The 20,066-nt window shown below is 57.3% G+C and carries 15 protein-coding genes and 1 pseudogene; 3 read left to right on the forward strand and 13 right to left on the reverse strand.

Annotation, left to right across the window (positions count from 1 at the left end; translation table 11 throughout):
* Nucleotides 1-83 precede the first annotated feature (83 nt).
* Entirely contained in the window at nucleotides 84-596 is a 513-nt protein-coding gene (locus tag ACIOU6_RS23715; protein ID WP_401139054.1) for a Bro-N domain-containing protein, read from the reverse strand.
* Between the two features lie 600 nt (nucleotides 597-1,196).
* Here ACIOU6_RS23715 and ACIOU6_RS23720 point away from each other — a divergent pair.
* Nucleotides 1,197-1,631, forward strand: coding sequence for a hypothetical protein (locus ACIOU6_RS23720; protein WP_221729873.1), 435 nt, complete (start codon nucleotides 1,197-1,199; stop codon nucleotides 1,629-1,631).
* Nucleotides 1,631-2,227, forward strand: coding sequence for a hypothetical protein (locus ACIOU6_RS23725; RefSeq protein ID WP_401139055.1), 597 nt, complete (start codon nucleotides 1,631-1,633; stop codon nucleotides 2,225-2,227). Before ACIOU6_RS23720 ends, ACIOU6_RS23725 begins: the two co-directional genes overlap by 1 nt.
* A gap of 94 nt (nucleotides 2,228-2,321) precedes the next feature.
* Here ACIOU6_RS23725 and ACIOU6_RS23730 read toward each other — a convergent pair whose 3' ends face one another.
* From ACIOU6_RS23730 to ACIOU6_RS23765, 8 genes are all read right to left on the reverse strand, one after another.
* Nucleotides 2,322-3,806, reverse strand: a complete 1,485-nt coding sequence (locus ACIOU6_RS23730; protein WP_401139056.1) for an APC family permease — start codon at nucleotides 3,804-3,806, stop codon at nucleotides 2,322-2,324.
* Between the two features lie 219 nt (nucleotides 3,807-4,025).
* Complete coding sequence (locus tag ACIOU6_RS23735) at nucleotides 4,026-5,450, reverse strand: gamma-aminobutyraldehyde dehydrogenase (RefSeq protein ID WP_401139057.1); 1,425 nt, start codon at nucleotides 5,448-5,450, stop codon at nucleotides 4,026-4,028.
* 155 nt (nucleotides 5,451-5,605) lie between these two features.
* Nucleotides 5,606-6,415: an ABC transporter permease gene (locus ACIOU6_RS23740; RefSeq protein WP_003222021.1), complete on the reverse strand. Its 810-nt coding sequence runs from the start codon at nucleotides 6,413-6,415 to the stop codon at nucleotides 5,606-5,608.
* Nucleotides 6,405-7,340, reverse strand: coding sequence for an ABC transporter permease (locus tag ACIOU6_RS23745; RefSeq protein ID WP_339434044.1), 936 nt, complete (start codon nucleotides 7,338-7,340; stop codon nucleotides 6,405-6,407). Before ACIOU6_RS23745 ends, ACIOU6_RS23740 begins: the two co-directional genes overlap by 11 nt.
* Before the next feature lies 1 nt (nucleotide 7,341).
* Nucleotides 7,342-8,379, reverse strand: a complete 1,038-nt coding sequence (locus ACIOU6_RS23750; RefSeq protein WP_339434045.1) for an ABC transporter ATP-binding protein — start codon at nucleotides 8,377-8,379, stop codon at nucleotides 7,342-7,344.
* Nucleotides 8,380-8,600: 221 nt separating this feature from the next.
* Entirely contained in the window at nucleotides 8,601-9,752 is a 1,152-nt protein-coding gene (gene ydcS, locus ACIOU6_RS23755; RefSeq protein WP_221729867.1) for a putative ABC transporter substrate-binding protein YdcS, read from the reverse strand.
* An 83-nt stretch (nucleotides 9,753-9,835) separates the two neighbouring features.
* A complete protein-coding gene (locus ACIOU6_RS23760) occupies nucleotides 9,836-11,293 on the reverse strand; it encodes a gamma-aminobutyraldehyde dehydrogenase (protein WP_401139062.1) in 1,458 nt (485 codons plus the stop codon).
* Between the two features lie 133 nt (nucleotides 11,294-11,426).
* Entirely contained in the window at nucleotides 11,427-12,341 is a 915-nt protein-coding gene (locus tag ACIOU6_RS23765; RefSeq protein WP_401139058.1) for a LysR family transcriptional regulator, read from the reverse strand.
* A gap of 176 nt (nucleotides 12,342-12,517) precedes the next feature.
* Here ACIOU6_RS23765 and ACIOU6_RS23770 point away from each other — a divergent pair, with 176 nt between their 5' ends.
* Nucleotides 12,518-13,237, forward strand: coding sequence for a tellurite resistance TerB family protein (locus ACIOU6_RS23770; protein ID WP_401139059.1), 720 nt, complete (start codon nucleotides 12,518-12,520; stop codon nucleotides 13,235-13,237).
* A gap of 17 nt (nucleotides 13,238-13,254) precedes the next feature.
* On the opposite strand, the gene ACIOU6_RS23775 is transcribed toward ACIOU6_RS23770, so the two are convergent.
* From ACIOU6_RS23775 to ACIOU6_RS23790, 4 genes and pseudogenes are all read right to left on the reverse strand, one after another.
* Nucleotides 13,255-13,923, reverse strand: coding sequence for a hypothetical protein (locus tag ACIOU6_RS23775; RefSeq protein WP_339496006.1), 669 nt, complete (start codon nucleotides 13,921-13,923; stop codon nucleotides 13,255-13,257).
* A gap of 557 nt (nucleotides 13,924-14,480) precedes the next feature.
* A complete protein-coding gene (locus tag ACIOU6_RS23780) occupies nucleotides 14,481-17,753 on the reverse strand; it encodes a hypothetical protein (RefSeq protein ID WP_401139060.1) in 3,273 nt (1,090 codons plus the stop codon).
* Complete coding sequence (gene tssI / locus ACIOU6_RS23785) at nucleotides 17,750-19,840, reverse strand: type VI secretion system tip protein TssI/VgrG (protein WP_401139061.1); 2,091 nt, start codon at nucleotides 19,838-19,840, stop codon at nucleotides 17,750-17,752. Before tssI ends, ACIOU6_RS23780 begins: the two co-directional genes overlap by 4 nt.
* A gap of 132 nt (nucleotides 19,841-19,972) precedes the next feature.
* Nucleotides 19,973-20,066 (reverse strand): annotated as a pseudogene (locus ACIOU6_RS23790) (type VI secretion system tube protein Hcp); the annotation flags it as partial.

The raw sequence follows: 20,066 nt of genomic DNA on the forward strand, positions 1-20,066 counted from the left end.
CACGGTGTGCAGATCAATCAACTTGCGGAGTAAATCTGTGGCGAGGGAGCAAGCGCCCTCGCCACAGTTTTTTTGGATGGACTTCAGCTACAGGTTCCCAAAACCGGATACGGCTGCTGGCCGTGCATCAACTCCGGCACGTCACGCCATTTGACCCACGCCTGCTGCTGCCAGTGAAGCAGAGGGACGGTGACCCCAGCCCAGTTAACCGAACTCAGGCTTGGGCAGTTATCCACAGGTACCGCGTTGGTTTCGCGCAACATCGGAATCACTTCATGGCTCAGCCATTGGCGCAGGTTGCGGTTTTCCGGGACGAAGTGATGGACGAGCAGGGCGAACAGGCCGGACTCGCTGACCATCGCGCAATCGACGATTTCGCCGTCCTTGCGCATGAGGACGTTGCGACGCTGGTCGGGATCGAGTTTCAGAGTGAGGCGTTCGTTCAGCGGATAGCCCATCAGGCGACCGAGATCCTGAACACAGAACCAGGCTTCGTGGTCTTGCATGAATGCGTGGAGGAAGCGGTTGTGGCGGGTGAAGACGGTGGGGGTGAAGAAAGCGGAGCTTTCAGAAGGAGTTTGTACGTGGTCAGGCATTTTTCGACTCCAATATTGAGAATAGAGCCGCCACTCAAATGAGTGCGGTCACGCCGTGTTGATATTTATTCCGGCTCCGACACCGGGCTGCTGATTTCGCTGCCGAGAGAAAGCCTATCGGCTAGCCACCCAAGACGCCAAGTCGGCTCTGTCGACACCTGCCGTAGGAAAGCGGGCTTGTCTCTGAAGGCGGCGCCTGTAGGAAATGCCTGATTTTGCAGTGCCACCAGCAACCGACCGCCTAAGCCGTAGCTTTTCCCTTATCTATTCGGATCCACGGAATGAACTGCAGGTTTCTTCGTGTTGATCGAGTTTTCGGTTTCCAATTTCCGCTTGTTCAGGAGCTGGCAAAATGTTTTCAAGGAGGCACACCCGAAAAGTGACCGATGAGTTATGCAATCAATTGCATCAAACAAAGGCGAGCGAAATTGCGTTCAAAAACAGCGTCAGAAAGCGCATTCGAAAAAAAATAGGTGCTTCCAAGGCTGCAGATCATCTGACAACTCGTCGGTGTGGGTGACGTAGTGAATTTCAGAGACTATATTGTCGATTAATTAATCAACATTTGAGCGCCGAACCGTAGCTCGAATCGAGGAAGAAATGCTCAAAGATCTCGACAAAGAGACTCCTGAAGGGTCTGAAGATGAAGGCCGTGGGCTGGTCGTTGTGACCGGTTCAGAGGGCCGTCCTCATGTCGAATATGTTCACAAGATGATTGGGCCAGTCTCCGTGGCAGGGATTTCATCAGGTGCGATTCTCCATTCGCAGCTTGGTCCATCTTTAGATCATGCGATCGCCAAAATTTCAGCAACGGCTACCCTCACTGCTGCTGCGGAGGCGATTTTTTGTCAGATAAATTCTGATGCCAAGCAGAGCGCAACCGCTTGGGTGATCGCTTCTTCGCATAGTGGCCCGCTTCCAATTGCTTCTGAAGGCTCGCAGCGTATTAGGCGATCTGCTAGTGAAATGCTGAAAGACCCTAAAAAAGTCCGTGCATTCTTTGCTCGTGTAAATGGAGAAGCTACGGCGAACTGATGTATAGCATTTCCCCGTCCTTTGTACTTGGTTTCCATGGATGCGAGCGAGAAGTTGGCGAGCGCGTGCTGGCTGGTGAACAATCTCTCTATGACAGCACCAACGACTATGACTGGCTCGGTGGAGGCGTCTACTTTTGGGAAAATAATCCTCAAAGGGCGCTTAGCTTCGCGACCAACGCTCAGAAAAGGGAAAAGATCAAACAGCCTTTTGTGTTGGGAGCTGTTATTGATTTGGGCCGATGTTTGGATTTCACGACGCAGAGTGCGTTACTCGAAATTCGGGAGAGTTACGTAGGCCTTGAAAATGCCTCCAAGCAAGAAGGCGGACAACCTCTCAAGGTAAATACCCCTTATTTACGACGTCTTGACTGCCAAGTCATCGAAGCACTGCATGTGTTTCGTGAGATGGCGGGGATGGAGCCTTATGACTCCGTACGCTCTCCGTTTTGGGAAGGGCAGCCTTTATATGCTGGGACGGATTTCATGCACGAAACTCATATTCAGCTCGCTATCAGGTCAATCCAGAGTGTGAAGGGATGGTTTCGAGTACTGGATGTAAAAGGCAAACCTGTAGATTTTGTGCAAACAGTGTAGGTATTGAGTTCAGCTTGTCCAGACCGCTGAGTTCTAATTGAGTAGCCCTGCACACATTAATGCGAGCAGGGCAACTGATCGCGTTATACGAGCGTTAGCGACCCACCTTCCAGGCATCCCCAGCCGGCGCCTTCCCATGGTCATACGGCTTGCCAATCCACATGTAAACCAATCCCAAACCAATCACGATCGCGGTGCTCAGCACCATCGCATAGTTCACATACCAAGCCGCATCCGGCGTGCGTGGCCAGGCCATGTTGATGATCGCGCCAACGCCATACACCAGTGCGCCGATATTCACCGGCCAGCCCCACGCGCCGAGGGTGAATTTGCCGCTGGGTTTCCAGCCTTTCATCCGCGCATACAGGGCGGCCAGCACGATCATCTGGAACGCGAGGTAGATGCCGATGGCGGCGAAGCTGACGATGGTGGCCACGGCGTCTTGCAGGAAGAAGCCGAGGACGATGATCAGGGCGGGCAGGACGCCGGCCACGAACAGTGCAGCCACCGGCACCTGGGTCGTAGGAGAAAGCTTTTTCAGCAGTCGGCTGCCGATGACCATTTCATCGCGAGCGTAGGAGTACAGCAGGCGACTCGCTGCGGCCTGTAGGCTGATGACGCAGGAGATGAAGGAAATCATCACCACGCCCATCACCACTTTCGAACCGACCGGGCCGAAGGCGTTGCTTAGGATGGTGGTGACCGGGTCTTTGTCGGTGCCATTGATCACCGCTTGCATGTCCGGTACGGCGAGGATCAGCGCCAGGCAGGCGAACATTGCTGCGATGCCGCCGATGTAGATGGTCATGCGCATGGCCACCGGGATTTTCTTGCTCGGGTTCGGGGTTTCTTCGGCGACGTCGCCGCAGGCCTCGAAGCCGTAGTAGAGGAACATCCCCGCCAGCGATGCAGTGAGGAAGGCTGGCAGGTACGAGCCGTCGACGCTGATGTCGAAGGTGTTGAACAGCACGCTGAGCGGCTGGTGGCGTTCGAAGATCAGCAGGTACACGCCGACGATCACCGCGCCGACCAGTTCGCAGAGGAAGCCGAACATGGCGATGCGCGCCAGCACTTTGGTGCCACTGAGGTTGACCAGTGTGGCGAACAGGGTCAGCACCAGGGCGATGACGATGTTGGTGTTGTTGTTTGGCTCAAAGCCCATCATGGCGGCCAGGTACGGGCCGGCGCCGACCGCCACGGCGGCAATGGTCACGCACAGGGCGATGGAGTAGATCCAGCCGACCATCCACGCCCATTTCTTGCCCACCAAGCGGCGCGCCCATGGATAGACGCCGCCAGAGATCGGGAACTGCGACACCACTTCGCCGAAGATCAGGCACACCAGCAACTGACCGCAACCGACCAGCAAGTAGGCCCAGAACATCGGTGGCCCGCCTGCGGCCAGACACAGACCGAACAGGGTATAAACCCCTACGACCGGTGACAGATAAGTGAAGCCCAGGGCGAAGTTTTCCCACAGGCTCATGCTGCGATTGAAGTTGGAGGTGTAGCCCAGTTGGCGCAGTTGTTCGGCATCGCTGTCGGCAACGGCGGCTGAGAGATCGGGTGATGCACTCATGTGTGTTTGCTCCGTGAAATCGGCAGATTTCGGATGGCCGAGGCCGTGGCGGGGCTTTGGGAGCGCCGCCCGGTTCGGTAGTTATTGTTTTGGAGTCCTGGTGGTGCGTAGAGCCGGTTTCTGCCTTGAAGCCGGGGTGACGCCATCGCCAGCAGGCTCACTCCCACATTTGGAATGCGTTCCCTGTGGGAGTGGGCTTGCTCACGAAGCTTTTGATCTTTAATGCTTGAACATCACATGCCGAACCGTGGTGTAGTCCTCCAGCCCATACATGGACATGTCCTTGCCGTAGCCAGACAATTTCTGACCGCCGTGAGGCATTTCGCTGACCAGCATGAAGTGCGTGTTCACCCAGGTGCAGCCGTACTGCAACCGCGCGGACATCCGATGCGCGCGTCCTACATCCGCAGTCCACACAGAGGACGCCAAGCCGTAGTCCGAATCGTTGGCCCACTCCAGCGCCTGCGCTTCATCAGTGAACTTGGTCACCGACACCACCGGCCCGAACACTTCGCGGCGAACGATTTCGTCGTCCTGCTGCGCATCGGCCAGCACGGTGGGTTCGAAGAAGAAGCCATTGCCGTCCACAGACTTGCCACCCGTGATCAAACGGATGTGCGGTTGCGCGACGGCACGCTCGACGAAACCGGCGACGCGGTCGCGATGTTGCGCAGTAATCAGCGGCCCCAACTCGGTCGACGGATCATCCTGCAAACCGTACTTGATGCTGCTGACGGCCGCGCCGAGCTTCTCCACAAACTTGTCATAAATGCCTTGCTGCGCGTAGATCCGGCAGGCCGCGGTGCAGTCCTGCCCGGCGTTGTAAAAGCCGAACGTACGGATGCCTTCAACCGCCGCATCGATGTCGGCGTCGTCGAAGATGATCACCGGCGCCTTGCCGCCCAGTTCCATGTGCAGGCGTTTGACGCTGTCGGCGGTGCTGGAAATGATGTTGGCACCCGTGGCGATGGAACCGGTCAACGAAACCATGCGCACTTTCGGGTGCGTGACCAAAGGACTGCCAACGGTAGGCCCACGACCAAACACCAGATTGAGTACGCCGGCCGGGAAAATGTCCGACGCCAGTTCGGCCAAGCGTAACGCGGTCAGCGGGGTTTGTTCCGACGGCTTGAGCACCACGGTGTTACCGGCGGCCAGTGCCGGGGCGATTTTCCAGGCGACCATCATCAACGGGTAGTTCCACGGCGCGATGGAGGCGATTACGCCGACCGGGTCGCGACGGATCATTGAGGTGTGGCCGGGCAGGTATTCACCGCCGGCCGATCCGCTCATGCAACGACTGGCGCCGGCAAAGAAACGGAACACGTCGGCAATCGCCGGGATCTCGTCATTCAGCGCGGCGCTGTAGGGTTTGCCGCAGTTGTCGGATTCGAGTTTCGCCAACTCTTCGCCGTGGGCTTCGATGGCGTCAGCGAGTTTGAGCAGCAGCAAGGAGCGGTCTTTCGGCGAGGTTTGCGACCACTCGGCAAAGGCGTTGTCGGCGGCACGCACGGCAGCATCGACCTGGGCTTCGCTGGCTTCGTTGATTTCCACCAGCACTTCACCGAGCGAAGGGTTGAGCACTGGTTGCGCCGGGCCTTCGCCGTTGACCAGTTGGCCGTTGATCAAGAGTTTGGTTTGCATGTTTTTGTCCTCTTTGAAGCCATTGTTATTTTTCAGAAGAAACCGGGTTCAACGGTGGGAGCGGGCTTGCTCGCGAAAGCAGTAAGGCTGCCAACATCAATGTTGAATGTGCTGGCCTCTTCGCGAGCAAGCCCGCACCCACAGGGGGTGGACGTTTACTTGCCGCCACTCCCCGCCACGCTTTCGCCACCTCGGGTCAGGTAATAGGCACCCAGGATCGGCAGCATGGTCACCATCATCACCAGCATGGCGACGACGTTGGTCACCGGCACATCCCGTGGCCGGCTCAGTTGATTGAGCAACCACAACGGCAGCGTGCGTTCATGCCCTGCGGTGAACGTGGTGACGATGATTTCGTCGAACGACAGCGCAAACGCGAGCATGCCGCCGGCCAGCAACGCCGAGCCGAGGTTCGGCAGGATGATGTAACGGAAGGTCTGCCAACCGTCGGCGCCCAGATCCATCGAGGCCTCGATCAAGCTGTGCGAAGTCCGGCGCAGGCGGGCAATGACGTTGTTGTAGACGATCACCACGCAGAAGGTCGCGTGGCCGACGATGATGGTGAACATCCCAGGCTCAATGCCCAGCGTTTTGAACGTCGCCAGCAACGCGATCCCGGTGATGATCCCCGGCAGCGCAATCGGCAGGATCAGCATCAGCGAGATGCCCTGTTTGCCGAAGAAATCACGCCGGTACAGCGCCGCTGAAGCCAGCGTGCCAAGCACCATCGCGATCAACGTGGCGATGGCTGCAATCTGCAGCGATAGCTTGATGGCCTCCAGAACGTCCGGCCGCGAAAACGCCACGCTGAACCAGTGCAGGGTGAAGCCCTTCGGTGGAAAGCTGAACGCGGCCTCTTCGGTGTTGAAGGCGTAAAGGAAGATGATCAGGATCGGGAAGTGCAGAAACACCAACCCGCCCCAGGCGGCGATGCGCAGACCCAGTGAAGCGCGCTCAGAGTGCATCGAAGGCCCCCAGTCGTTTGACGATGGACAGGTAAACCGCAATCAGAACGATGGGCACCAGAGTGAACGCCGCTGCCATCGGCATATTGCCAATCGCGCCTTGCTGCGCATAAACCATGCTGCCGATGAAGTAGCCCGGCGGGCCCACCAGTTGCGGCACGATGAAATCGCCCAGCGTCAGCGAAAACGTAAAGATCGAACCCGCCGCAATCCCCGGAATCGACAGCGGCAAAATCACTTGCATAAACGTCTGGCGCGGCTTGGCGCCAAGGTCGGCAGACGCTTGCAACAGCGACGGCGGCAGACGTTCCAGCGAGGCCTGAATCGGCAGGATCATGAACGGCAGCCAGATGTAGACGAAGACCATGAACCGCCCCAGATTCGAGGTCGACAGGGTGCTGCCGCCCACGCCCGGTATGCCCAGAATGAACTGCAACACCGGCTCCAGCCCCAAGTGCTGAACGAACCACTGCGCCACGCCACCCTTGGCCAGTAGCAGCGTCCATGCGTAAGCCTTGACGATGTAACTGGCCCACATCGGCATCATCACCGCGATATAGAAAAACGCTTTGGTCTTGCCCGTGGTGTAACGCGCCATGTAGTAGGCAATCGGGAACGCGACGAGGGCGCTGGCCATCGACACGGCAATGGCCATGCTCAACGTGCGCAGAATGATGTCGAAGTTCGATGGCCGCAACAGCGCCGCAAAATTCGCCAGCGTCAGGTCCGGCGTCACCGCCATGGTGAAGTCGTCAAAGGTATAGAAACCCTGCCACAGCAGCACCAGCAGCGAGCCTAGATAGATCGCGCCGAACCACAGCAGCGGTGGCACCAGCAACATCAACAGGTACAGATTCGGCTTGCGATAGAGCAGGTTGGAAAACCTGCGCAACGGTGGCGATGGAGTCGTCGCGAGCGTGCTCATCTCACACCCCGCTCGCAACGGTGTCGTGCAGCGTAATCATCGCTTCACGCGCCCAACGCGCACTCAAGCGCTGGCCGGTCTGGTGCTGCGCGCTACTGTCGATCCACTGATTATTGGCGTGGCTGATGCTCAGGGTCTGGCCGTTTTCCAGCGTCAGTTCATAACGGGTCGCGCTGCCTTGATACTGGATGTCGTGGAGCAAACCGCTGACTTCTATTTCGTGGCTGGCCAGCGGGCCCTCGGCGAAACGCACGTGTTCCGGACGGATCGAAAACGGCTGCGGGTGACCGCTGAGCTGGCGCGCCAGATCGCCACGAATCACGTTCGAGGTGCCAACGAATTCGGCGACAAACGTGGTGGTCGGTTTCATGTACAGATTGCGCGGCGTGTCGACCTGCTCGATGCGGCCCTTGTTGAACACGGCGACGCGGTCGGACATTGACAGGGCTTCAGTCTGATCGTGGGTCACGAAGATGAAGGTGATGCCGAGTTGGCGTTGCAGCTTTTTCAATTCGCTTTGCATCTGTTCGCGCAGTTTCAGGTCGAGTGCGCCGAGTGGCTCATCAAGCAACAGCACGCGAGGGCGATTGACCAAGGCGCGGGCCAGGGCGACACGCTGTCGTTGACCTCCGGACAACTGCACCGGTTTGCGCGCGCCGTAGCCGCCGAGGGCGACCATGTCCAAGGTTTCTTCGGCGCGCTTATGGCGCTCGGCTTTGCCTACGCCTTTGACCTTCAAACCGTAGGCAACGTTATCCAGCACGTTCATGTGCGGGAACAGTGCGTAATCCTGAAATACAGTGTTTACATCGCGTTGATACGGCGGCAGACCGGCCGCTTCGGCGCCGTGGATGCAGATCGAACCGGCGCTCGGTTGCTCGAACCCGGCGATCAGGCGCAGGCAGGTGGTTTTGCCCGAGCCGGAGGGGCCGAGCATGGAAAAGAACTCGCCGTCCTGGATATCGATGGAAACCCGGTCAACGGCCTTCACTTCGCCGAACTGCCGGGAAACGTTGGTGAACTGGACTGCAAGCGTCATGGTGCGGTGCTCCAAAAAGGCGAAAGCCGTCGCAGCGGCCCTGCCTGGACTTCTGAAAAAGCTGAAACGTTTTGCGGTTTGCTGGTGTTGGTGATCCCGATGTGGGAGCGGGCTTGCTCGCGAACGCGGTCTATCATTCGGCATGGGTGCTGGCTGACACACCGCTTTCGCGAGCAAGTCGCACCGCCGCTCCCACAGGGGGCGCGGCGTCAATTCAAAGACTAGCGACCGCCCATGATCGCGATGTAATCCTGCGTCCAGCGGCTATACGGCACGAACTTGCCGCCTTCAGCTTGCGGAGTTTTCCAGAAGGCGATTTTGTCGAACTGGTCGAAACCGTTGGTCTTGCAACCTTCGGCGCCGAGCAATTCGCTCTCCTTGCACGCCGCTGGCACCGCCGGCAACGATCCGAACCACGCCGCCACATCACCCTGGACTTTGGGCTTCAGCGACCAGTCCATCCATTTGTATGCACAGTTGGGATGTTTGGCCTCGGCGTGCAACATGGTGGTGTCGGCCCAACCGGTGGCGCCTTCTTTCGGAATGGTCGAAGCGATTGGCTGCTTCTCGTTCACCAGGCTGTTGACCTGATACGGCCAGGCGCCCGACGCGACCACGCCTTCGTTTTTGAAATCGCTCATCTGCACCGTGGTGTCATGCCAGTAGCGGTGGATCAGCGGCTGCTGCGCCCGCAGTAAATCCAGCACGGCTTTGTACTGCGCCTCGGTCAGTTGATACGGATCCTTGATGCCCAGTTCAGGCCGGGTCGATTTCAGATACAGCGCCGCATCGGCGATGTAGATCGGGCCGTCATAGGCCTGCACGCGACCCTTGTTCGGCTTGCCGTCGGGCAAATCCTGCGCGGCGAACAGCACATTCCAACTGGTCGGCGCAGTCTTGAACACGTTGGTGTTGTACATCAGCACGTTTGGGCCCCACTGATACGGGGTGCCGTAGGTCTGTTTATTGACCACGTACCACGGCGCATCTTTGAGGCGTGGGTCGAGGGTCTTCCAGTTCGGGATCAACGCGGTGTTGATCGGTTGCACACGCTTGCCGACGATCAATCGCAGCGAAGCATCGCCCGACGCGGTGACCAGGTCGTAACCGCCCTTGGCCATCAGGCTGACCATTTCGTCAGAGGTGGCGGCGGTCTTCACGTTGACCTTGCAGCCGGTTTCCTGCTCGAAACCGCTCACCCAGTCGTAGGCCTTGTCGCTTTCGCCACGTTCGATGTAGCCCGGCCAGGCGACGATATCCAACTGCCCTTCGCCGGCGCCGACAGCCTTCAGCGGTTCTGCCGCTTGCAGGCTGGCGCTGGCCAGCAAGGCCGTGGTGATTGCACTGAGCAGTGCGGTCTTGTGCACGAACATGGTTGAACCCTCTTCTTTAAATTATGGTCGGGGCAGTTGTGAACGCGGTGAAGCATGCCGTTGGCGGCTTGTTATTAGCGTAGTCAGAGATGCTGGCCGTGGCGGGCCATGATGTGCCGCACCACGCTGTAGTCCTGAAGCGAATCACTGGATAAGTCTTTGCCGTAACCCGAGCGTTTCAGCCCGCCGTGGGGCATTTCGCTGACGAGCATGAAATGGCTGTTGATCCAGGTGCAGCCGTATTGCAGGCGCGCGGCAACCTGCATCGCCTTGTCCAGATTCTGGGTCCACACCGACGAGGCGAGGCCGTATTCGGAGTCGTTGGCCCAATCGACGGCCTGCGCGAGTTCGTCGAAACGGGTCACGGTGACGACCGGGCCGAACACTTCGCGCTGGACGATCTCATCGCTCTGTTTGCAGCCGGCCAGCAGCGTCGGTTGATAGTAGAAACCGGCGCCGGAATGCACGGCCGCACCGGTCACGCGTTCGATGTGCGGCTGGCCAAGGGCGCGCTCGACGAAACTGGCGACGCGGTCACGCTGGCGGGTGCTGATCAACGGGCCGATCTCGTTGTCGGCATCGCGTTTGCCAGCGAAGCGCAGGCTGCTGACGGCGGCACCGAGTTCGGCGACCAATTTGTCGTGAATGCCGGCCTGCGCGTAGATCCGGCAGGCGGCAGTGCAGTCCTGCCCGGCGTTGTAATAACCGTAGGTGCGCACGCCCTCGACGACAGCTTTCAGATCAGCGTCGTTGCACACGATTACCGGGGCTTTGCCGCCAAGTTCGAGGTGAGTGCGTTTCAGGGTTTTCGCGGCGGCCTGGAGGATTTTCTGGCCGGTGACGATATCGCCGGTCAGCGACACCATGCGGATTTTCGGGTGACTGACCAAATGGCTGCCGACGCCTTCGCCGCCACCGCAGATGATGTTGATCACCCCACGCGGGAGGATTTCGGCGAGCGCAGGCGCCAGTGCGAGGATCGACAGCGGCGTGTGTTCGGACGGCTTGAACACCAGCGTGTTGCCGGCAGCGAGGGCCGGGGCGATTTTCCACGCGGCCATCATGATCGGGTAGTTCCACGGCGCAATCGACGCCACCACGCCAATCGGATCGCGGCGGACCATGCTGGTGTAGCCGGGGAGGTATTCACCGCTGAGCTGGCCGGTCTGGCAACGCACGGCGCCGGCGAAGAAACGGAACACATCGACGGTCGCGGTCAAATCGTCCTGACGCGCCAGGTGCAATGGCTTGCCGCAGTTCAGCGATTCGAGGCGGGCGAGGTGATCGGCGTGTTTTTCGACGGCGTTGGCGATGTCGAGCAACAGGTTGGAACGTTGCTGCGGCGTCGTGCGCGACCATTGGGCAAAGGCCTGGTGGGCGGCGAGGATCGCCGCTTCGACCTGCTCGGTGCTGGCCTCGGCAATGTGCGTGAGAATTTCACCGGTGGCCGGGTTGAGGATCGGCTCGACAAAACCTTCCCCGGCGACCAGTTGGCCGTCGATCAACAACGCGGTACACATCGGGGTCTGCGCGCCAGCCATTTTCCGCGATCTCTTTTCTTGTGTGGTCATTGTTGCTCCCTGTGTCACCGGGAGCCGACCGTCTTATAGATGCAGCAAGACTAGTGCGCGGCTCCGGGGTCGACAAATTCTAAATACTGAACGTGGCATTCGATTAAATAGATGGCTTGCGTCCGCCGTGGGGTTGTTCGCGAGCGACGGTCAGGAATGGGTCGACCAATGCTGGGCGCGCAGTGCCACGGCGCCAGGCCAGGCCGACGTCGAGGGTCTGGTTGAGGTCGGCGATGGGGCGGGCTTCGATGATGTCGCCCTCCAGCGACCACGGGCGATAGGTCATGTCCGGCTGGATTGATACGCCCAAACCCGCTGCGACCAGACTTCGCACGGCCTCGGTCGATGCGGTTCTCAGAGTGATCTTCGGTTGCAGTCCGGCGCCCTGCCATAGACGTTGAGCGTTGCTATCCATTTCGTCGACGTTCAGTTGAATCAACGGCTCGCGAGCGACGTCGGCGAGATTGATGCTGTCGTGTTCCAAAAGCGGATGCTGCGCTGGCAGCCACAAACGGTGGGGCGAATGGGTCAGCACCTCAGTCTGCAAGGCATGACGGTCTTCGAGGTTGGAGAGTATCAACACCCCGACATCGATCTCGCCGCTGACCAGCAAGTGCTCGATATAGGGCCGTTCGTCCTCCATCACTCTGATTTCAACGTTGGGATAAGCGCGTTGAAAACGCGTGATCAAATCAGCCAAGTAGTAACCAGCGACAAGGCTGGTCACGCCGATGATCAACTGCCCGGCAACCTGATCGGTGCTCTGTTGCAGGCTGCGTTTGGCGTTATCCACAGTCGCCAGAATCAAGTGCGCCTGGCGTAGGAATTGATGACCCTGATGCGTCAGCGTCATGCCCTTGGCGTGTCGGCTGAACAGGCTGACGCCGATTTCCTCTTCCAGTTGCTGGATCGCCAGGGTCAGGGTCGATTGGGAAATGAACGCCGTTTGCGCGGCGGCGGAGATCGAGCCGGTTTCGGCCACGGCGATGAAGTGACGGATCTGACGCAAGGTCATCATGGGAAGGGTACCCAGTGGGCGGTTTTTATAGATTGGCTGGAGTGTATATCTATTTTCGCGAACGGCAGTCCGGTGCCGAGCAACATCTGGAAGCACACTCGTGAGCAGGGCAGGGGCACTTTCGAACTAGGCTGAGGGCCTTATAGATCCGGATAACCCCTGTTTGGAGGCGGAACATGAACACCCGTGGATTGCTCGATCAACTACTCAAGTCCGGCCAGGATCTGTTGCAGAACAAGGCCGGCGGGTCGCAAAAAAAAACGGCTGCCGGTGGGTTGGGCGGCTTGCTTGGCGGATCGTCCGGCGGTAGTGGCCTTGGCGGTCTGCTGTCGGGTGCCGGCGGTGGCGCACTGGCGGCAGGCGCCATGGGCCTGCTGCTCGGCAACAAGAAAGTGCGCAAGGTCGGTGGCAAAGTCGCAATCTACGGCGGCCTCGCCGCACTCGGCGTGCTGGCCTACAAAGCATACGGCAACTACAACGCCCAAAAAGGCACCGCCCCGCAAACCGAGCCACAAACCCTCGACCGAGTGCCACCCGCGCAAGCCGAACAACACAGCCAGGCAATCCTCAAAGCCCTGGTCGCCGCCGCCAAAGCCGACGGCCACATCGACGATCGCGAGCGGCAATTGATCGAGGGTGAATTCACCAAGCTCGACAATGATCAGGAACTGCAGCACTGGCTGCACGCCGAACTCAACAAACCCCTCGACCCGACCGACGTCGCCCGCGCCGCGAGTACGCCGGAGATGGCGGCTGAGATGTATATCGCCAGCGTGATGCTGGTGGACGAGGAGAGCTTTATGGAGAAGAGCTACCTGGATGAGTTGGCGCGGCAGTTGAAGTTGGAGCCAGGGTTGAAGGTGGAATTGGAGAGGCAGGTTCGTCAGTTGGGCTGATGCCTACCTCTACCTCTTCAGGGCCGATGCACATCATCAAAATCATCGGCCTTGGGGGTGGCAAATATACCTTTCGCTTCTTGGGATCGGTAATACGCCTCAATTGTTAAAGATGGGTCAATACGTGCTTTAACAATGCATGGTTTTTGTTGCCATGGATATTCTTCGAGCTGCTTGCTCAGCGCTTTGGAGCCCGTTGCCAGCCAGGCTTTTTCCGATTGATCTCGCCATCGTCGTGGGTTACGGCCGGTTTTTACGTCGTAGGCGGCGGTTACCGGGTCCAGGTGACGACTTTGCTCAAGCACCGGCAGGTCCGGCAGCGGTTGTGTGACGTCCATGTAACGTTGCAGGCAATCCCAGAAGGCCAGCGCATTCGGCTGGTCGAGGCCCAGGGCGTGGACTTTGGTGGCCAGACAAATCTTGTTGTCGGTGTAGCGGTGATGAAGCCACAGGGCATAGTCATGGGAACCATAACCGCTGGGTAGCAGTTGCAACACCGGGTCAAACTCTTCAAAAGGTGCAACGAAGAGTCGACGGAAACGCCGCTTGAAGCGGAGCATTCCGTCGAGGCGATTGAACTCGCTTCCGTCGTGGGTGCTCATTCTGCCGTACAGCCACAGCAGGCTATCAGTCCCGACAGTTGCTACGAAATAAAGAAATGTGCCTAGCCAGAGGCAAACTTGCATGCTGTCAGTTCCAAAAAGTGAACCATATCTCCATAGAACGGTACCGGCGAAAATTACGAAACCGCCGATTTGGATCTGATGCACCAGTTTTTTGCCACTCATGAATAGCGCAAGTGAAATATACATGGCAGCCACGACAGCTATGCATCCAATTAACATATAAAACGCATTAACATCGCTTCTCCCTGTGTTGGGGGCGAACTCAGTGACTATTCCGAGTCCCCAAACAGCTGATACGAAAGAGATACAAATTAATTTAAGTATAAATAGTAGATGTGGAATCTTAGTGGTGCTTTGAAATTGCCAGCGGCTCGCGCTGCAGTATATATTTTCAGTGTGTCCCGTCTCCCGCTGTCGGCGATATGCTGACTGCTCTTTACTCTCTAATTGGGCAGTGACTTCCATTTCTGGCTCTAGGTATGCGTAGTGACCAAAAGCAAGATGAGTATCAAAGGTACCTGAACGATTGAGGTCTTGTGCCGATTTGGGTGGCGGCAACGCTTCTTGGTTGTTGCTGTAATATGCACTTACAGCATATGGAGTGTCCAATTTAAATGTCATACAGGGAACTCAGTGGTTTCAATTTGCCAATAGGGGGGTGTTTCATTTACAGGCAGATTGTCTGGCGGTAGTCGACGGTTTGACGGTGAAAATGCTGACCAGTTTTTAGGGCTGGGCTGGGGTAAAATCAAATGCTCGTCTTGCTGATCTGAGCTTAATTCAAACTGAGCACTAATTTTTAAACCTTGAGTTACCCGAACATTATAACGATCTAGGGGGCTAAGCTGAATTATGGGTAAGCTTGCGGGGACGATGTAAAGCACGCTAGTCGAGTCCAACGAAAGCGCTGCTACCTTAGGCGCTGCAGCGGGTACACGATGGTAGCGTTTTACGTCGAAAAGACCGTTAATTCGCAAGCTACTTTGGAACTCTTGAGCGATCAATTGAAATTGCTTGGCATTCTCGAACATTGACAATAGTGGAGAGCTGAGAACTATAGCCCAGTCCTGATCGTCTAGGGCTTGTTTCTGAGGTACAACGCATTGAAGCCCCGAAGTTGGTATTGGCGAGCGATCATGATCCGCTTGTTCTAAAGCCTTGCGGTGCGCTACGGGTGCTTTTTTTCGCCATTCGGCCAACCGTTGTACGAATATTTGTGGTTTTCCGATAATGCCGAGTAGTTGCTGATAGGCAACCTGCGGATCCTTCAAGTGAGAAAAACGCTGACCATTGCCCAAAGCATGATCCAGCATTCCCGCTTCGGCAAATTGGCTACCGAATGGGCCTTTTTTCACCACTATCTCCATGTCACTGTCGGTCAACAGATTGGCAGCGATAGTACCTCCTATAGCCAGAGCCATGCCGACAACCAACGCATACGGATTAATAACGACTCCGAAACCATAAGCTGCCCATATACCGCCGCCAACTGCGGCTATACCGTAAGCTGCGGCTGCATCTGTGTCCCCTTGTTTCAGCGATCGTTGGCTATCCCATCCGCTCAGTATTGCTCCAACAAGGGTTGCGACACCCCCAGCAGTTCGAAGTAGTGATATTTTTGAACTGCCGGTTTGTATTTTGAGGTTTTTTGCCCAGCTTGAAGAGATTTTTTTTACATCGAAGCGGGGTTTAGTAAGTTGTTGTTCAAAGGCTGTACCTAGCAATAGTTTGCTATGACTACCCAAAGCTGCCGTTAAATCTGCAATCGCACTAAAAACGCCCACTGCTCCGCGCCATTTTTCACCTCCGGATTGAAGGTCTCCGTAAGCGTTTACTTGGACGAGCAGGTTGTAAGCCGCAAATGCCACCATCAACGTAGGTACGGCTTTAGTTTTTTCCATCGTCTCGGTCATGGCGCCGAAACGAACTCGGAATGCACTGTAGTTTGCCAAGTCTGCATGTCCTTTGGGGATAGCAATGACTGTGACATCGCGCAACATCGGGCGACTTGTTTCCGAGCCACGTGGACTGGTACTACCCACGGCTGTACCTGACTGGTCGTGGAGGGTGGCGTAGCGGTAGCTTTTGCGAGTCAAGGCTTGGCGTTCGACATCAGTAAGTCCGCCACGCAATCCCGCACCTTGCACACCGATAACTACGAAATCTTGGGCTAGCGCCTGTCCCTGAGGCATCAACTTAATCTCGGCCATTTTCGGTGAGAGCGCAGCGAGGGTCACGAATGTTGGAGAAAATAAGCGATCCAGTTGGATTTTGGACGCGTTCTGGGACAAGCGACCGATCTGGGCTACGACGCTGGCACCGAAGTTATCGAGTAAGTCGGCGAGAAAGTACGCAAAGCCTTTTCCGGCGCTGGGTTGATCCACTTCTCCGTTCAGTGATGCCGTAAGCATCAGCGTACTCAATCCCATGGTTTCTGGCTTCGGCGCCTGACCACCTTCGCGCAGAGACTTTAAGCGCTTGACCAAATCAGGCAGTTGGTCGGCAGTTTCTGCCAGCAGCAGTGTGCCAAGTGGGTGCTGCCCTTGAAGCAAGTTTTGTACGAGTCGATTGATAGAACTGGTCAGCTCTGGATAACCCTTGCCGGTGTACATAGAGTCGCTGCGTTCAGGAACTTGATTGAGTGCATCAAGCGCCAGGGTCAGCAAGCTATAGGGTTCGACTAACCCTTCATCCTTTCTGTAGCACCAGTCGAGAAGCACTGGCTGGAGTTGTTTATCCAGTACCTCGACGAGGATGGACAGCCGTTTTGCCAATTTTTCACGGCATTTTTCACGTTGTTCTTCAAACACAGCAGTGTGGAGTTTGGGTAGGTCGACTTTGTCTTGCAGCTCAGCAATAGGACCTGCCAATGTGCTGTACAAAACTTGCGCATAACGCCCGTGAGGCTGATGCGGAACCAAAGCATTCAGGGTTTGCAGATAGTCGACGCATTCTTTTACTTGTGCTGTCGCATGACGAAGAGCGAACAACGAATCATCAAGAATCATCCCAATCAGATGCGGATAATCACGTAGGCCTTTTTGAGCGAGCAGGTCTTCTCCAGCCTCCAGGACCGAGAGGGCCGGCGGAGGTGTCTGTTTGATCTTTTGAGCCAGCTCTTCCTTACGTTGTTGCAGTTGCAGAATCAACGAATCAGGTTTGAATGCTGCAAAGTCAGGAGTGAACTCAGCAGGATCTTCCATCGCCGCTTCAATGCTGAAATCCCGAGAGCGCAGACCCTTGGTCAGTTTTTTGATCGGAGTTGCGGGATGAATCTGAGTAGCTTTCCAGTGCGTGGTTTCACCCGCTGTTGCCGCCCAAGCGGAGGCCATATTTTGGCTACGGGCCTTTATGCGGTTTGGGTCTTCTTCCAGCCAGGTGATGTATTCCCACGTCCATGAGACTTCACTGAACGCCATGCTCAACTGTCGACCGACAAAGCGGCCTTGAAGGAACATCGGTACCAGCATCAGTTGCTGCTTGACGCCCACCGGCTCGCGTTTATCGGCGTTGCCTTTTTTTTCTGCGACTTTACGCCAATGGGTTAAATCGACTTCGGACAGTTGCCCTTTGCCGTCGGTGACCAGTTCACGCCACACCTTGTTGTTCTGAAAAACGTAGACGCGTCCCGCACGTGGTACACCGCCCTGAAGAGTTTCATTGAGCTTGTCGTGTCCCGGCAGGCGGGCGAGAGGTGTGATCGCAAGCAAGGTGTTTTGCTGGTACTTGTCCAGCTCTTCGGTGGTCTTCGCGTCCACCATGATAGGGATTTGCAGCTTGCCGCCATCGATTCGATCAACACTTAGTGCTAATCGTGATTTCTGATCATTATCGTAGTCAGTCTTCTTGCGCGTCCCTTCGGTAATGGACTTGTCCTTGAACTCACTCATGCCTTGTCCTCTGGCCCCAACAATTGCAATTGACTGCCCAAATCCGGGTCTCCCCACACGTCTACGATGAGCGCCTCTTTGCCTTTCTCGCTGGTTTTTCTTGGTGCGGCCGTGTTGACCGGTGCGTTGCCCAGCGTTTGCCCGACCGGTGCGGTATCGGCCGGCTTGGGCGGTACAGGAAGTACCGCAGCAGCGCCAGTACCGCTTCCGGGGCTGCCGCCGGAGTTGATGTTGATCACCGGGCCGCTCATGGTAACGCCAGCGGCGTCGATCTTGATAAAGCTGCCCCCTCCGATCAGCGTCAGCTCAGCTCCCGCTTCCAGCACGACCTTGATGCCGCTATCAAGGTGGATTTCCTGCCCCGCATCAATGAACTGCCCGGTGCCAATCTTGATGTGCTGATTCACCCCAACCGTCAGGTGATCATTGGCCTGCGCCTCAACCTTGCGATCTTCATAAACGGTGTGATGTTCTTCGGCCTTGAATTCCGTGTAGCTGTTCTGCTCAACCGTGTCGTGGCGTTCGTTGCCCACCCGAATCTTCTGATCATGTTCAATGTTCTCGTCCCAATCCCGCTGGGCATGCAGGTAGATCTGTTCCTGGCCTTTTTTGTCTTCGATGCGCAGTTCGTTGTAACCGCTGCCACCCATTGAGCTCAGGGTTTTGAACGTCGTGCGGGTCTTGTTCGCCGGCAGGGCGTAAGGGACGGTGTTTTCCTTGTGGTACAGGCAGCCGCTGACCAGTGGTTGGTCGGGGTCGCCTTCGAGGAAGGTGACGAGGACTTCCATGCCGATGCGCGGGATGGCGATGCCGCCGTATTGGGCGCCGGCCCAGGCGCTGGAGACACGCAGCCAGCAACTGGTTTTGTCGTCGGCCTGGCCTTCGCGGTCCCAGTGGAACTGGACCTTGACGCGGCCGTACTGGTCGCAGTGGATTTCTTCGCCTTTGGGGCCGGTGACCACGGCGCTCTGGCTGCCGAGGATGCGCGGTTTCGGGTGGCGCAGGGGCGGGCGGTTGGGCACGTCCCACGGGGTGGCCTGGAAGCGGTTGCGGTAGCCCTGGTGGAAATCGTCTTTGAGTGCGGTGGTGTCGCTGGTTACCGACTCTTCCAACACTTGCGGCTGTTTGCCTTCGTGCAGCACTTCGGTGAGCAGCCACAGGTCGTTCCACTTGGCTTTTGGGTGCTCGGTCAGGGCCAGAAAATGGCCGCTGACCAGCAGCGGCTGATCGCTCTTGCCTTCAGCCAGTTGGAAGTCGCTGCGGTGGCGTTCGAGGGCGCGTTTGGCCAGGTGTTTGCCGCGCTCGCGATCAACGAAACGGCCCGGGTAATCGTAGTCTTCGAGGTCGGGCAGGGCATCGCCACGGTTTTCGCTTTCCAGCGTCAGGCGTGGTTTTTCGAAGTCGTAGTCGCGGCGGGTGGTGCGGCTGGTGCGGGTTTCCAGGCGCAGGTCGAAACGCTTGATCACCGGGTTGCTGGCGACCATGCCGGAGTCTTGCTGATAGGCCACGGGTTGGAGTTTCGGGAACACCGTCTGGTCATCGCCGAAAATCAGTTTGTGCGCCGTGGCGCTGTGCTGGAAGTGGTAATGGATACCTTCTTCTTCGCACAGGCGCTGGATGAAGTGCAGATCCGACTCGTCGTATTGCACGCAATAAATGCGCTCGGGGTAAATCGAGTGGGTCTGGAATTCGTAGGCGTTGCTCTGGATGCCGTGTTCTTCGAGAACCATGCCGATGATCTTCGGCACGCTGAGGTTCTGGAAGATGCGCTGGTTGACGCGGTGCGCCAGGTACGACAGTTGCGGGCGCAGGGTTACCGAATAACGGGTCAGGCGTTTGCCGGAATCACCCTGGGCGGCGCGGTAGATCTGGCCGTGTATGCCGCTGCCGTCGGGTGACAGTTGCAGGAAGGCCGGTTTGTGCAGCAGGGTCTCGAGGTCCAGCGACGGTTTTTCACTGACCAGTTCCACCTCGAAGACAAAGGGCTGGCTGATGGCTTCTCGGCCGGTGAGGGTAAACACCTGAAAATCGGCGGAGAGCCCTTCGATGGTCAGGGCAAAGTGAGTTTCATTGGCCGGCGCGAACATCCCTTGTTCCTCGTGCTGTACAGCGGCGCTCGTCGACGGCCGCAAAAGCGGGTCAACGTACGCGAAATTCTGGAGGGGCGTAAACAACATCGACCAGCAGAGCTGGCCGATGCTTGTAACGATCAGCCGTAATTAAACGACTGGAGCACGCCAGTCATCGGAACCCGAAGTACCGGATACTTCGTGGGTCCAGGTGATTTTGCGGTAGGTGAACTGCACTTCTTCC

It is taken from the genome of Pseudomonas sp. NPDC087615 (assembly GCF_044743445.1).
In the GTDB taxonomy this organism is placed as follows: Bacteria; Pseudomonadota; Gammaproteobacteria; order Pseudomonadales; family Pseudomonadaceae; genus Aquipseudomonas; species Aquipseudomonas baetica_A.

Coding starts and splice junctions, on each gene's coding strand:
- ACIOU6_RS23715 (WP_401139054.1), bottom strand. CDS start 596: ATGCCTGACCACGTACAAACTCCTTCTGAAAGCTCCGCTTTCTTCACC.
- ACIOU6_RS23720 (WP_221729873.1), top strand. CDS start 1,197: ATGCTCAAAGATCTCGACAAAGAGACTCCTGAAGGGTCTGAAGATGAA.
- ACIOU6_RS23725 (WP_401139055.1), top strand. CDS start 1,631: ATGTATAGCATTTCCCCGTCCTTTGTACTTGGTTTCCATGGATGCGAG.
- ACIOU6_RS23730 (WP_401139056.1), bottom strand. CDS start 3,806: ATGAGTGCATCACCCGATCTCTCAGCCGCCGTTGCCGACAGCGATGCC.
- ACIOU6_RS23735 (WP_401139057.1), bottom strand. CDS start 5,450: ATGCAAACCAAACTCTTGATCAACGGCCAACTGGTCAACGGCGAAGGC.
- ACIOU6_RS23740 (WP_003222021.1), bottom strand. CDS start 6,415: ATGCACTCTGAGCGCGCTTCACTGGGTCTGCGCATCGCCGCCTGGGGC.
- ACIOU6_RS23745 (WP_339434044.1), bottom strand. CDS start 7,340: ATGAGCACGCTCGCGACGACTCCATCGCCACCGTTGCGCAGGTTTTCC.
- ACIOU6_RS23750 (WP_339434045.1), bottom strand. CDS start 8,379: ATGACGCTTGCAGTCCAGTTCACCAACGTTTCCCGGCAGTTCGGCGAA.
- ydcS (WP_221729867.1), bottom strand. CDS start 9,752: ATGTTCGTGCACAAGACCGCACTGCTCAGTGCAATCACCACGGCCTTG.
- ACIOU6_RS23760 (WP_401139062.1), bottom strand. CDS start 11,293: ATGGCTGGCGCGCAGACCCCGATGTGTACCGCGTTGTTGATCGACGGC.
- ACIOU6_RS23765 (WP_401139058.1), bottom strand. CDS start 12,341: ATGATGACCTTGCGTCAGATCCGTCACTTCATCGCCGTGGCCGAAACC.
- ACIOU6_RS23770 (WP_401139059.1), top strand. CDS start 12,518: ATGAACACCCGTGGATTGCTCGATCAACTACTCAAGTCCGGCCAGGAT.
- ACIOU6_RS23775 (WP_339496006.1), bottom strand. CDS start 13,923: ATGCAAGTTTGCCTCTGGCTAGGCACATTTCTTTATTTCGTAGCAACT.
- ACIOU6_RS23780 (WP_401139060.1), bottom strand. CDS start 17,753: ATGAGTGAGTTCAAGGACAAGTCCATTACCGAAGGGACGCGCAAGAAG.
- tssI (WP_401139061.1), bottom strand. CDS start 19,840: ATGTTCGCGCCGGCCAATGAAACTCACTTTGCCCTGACCATCGAAGGG.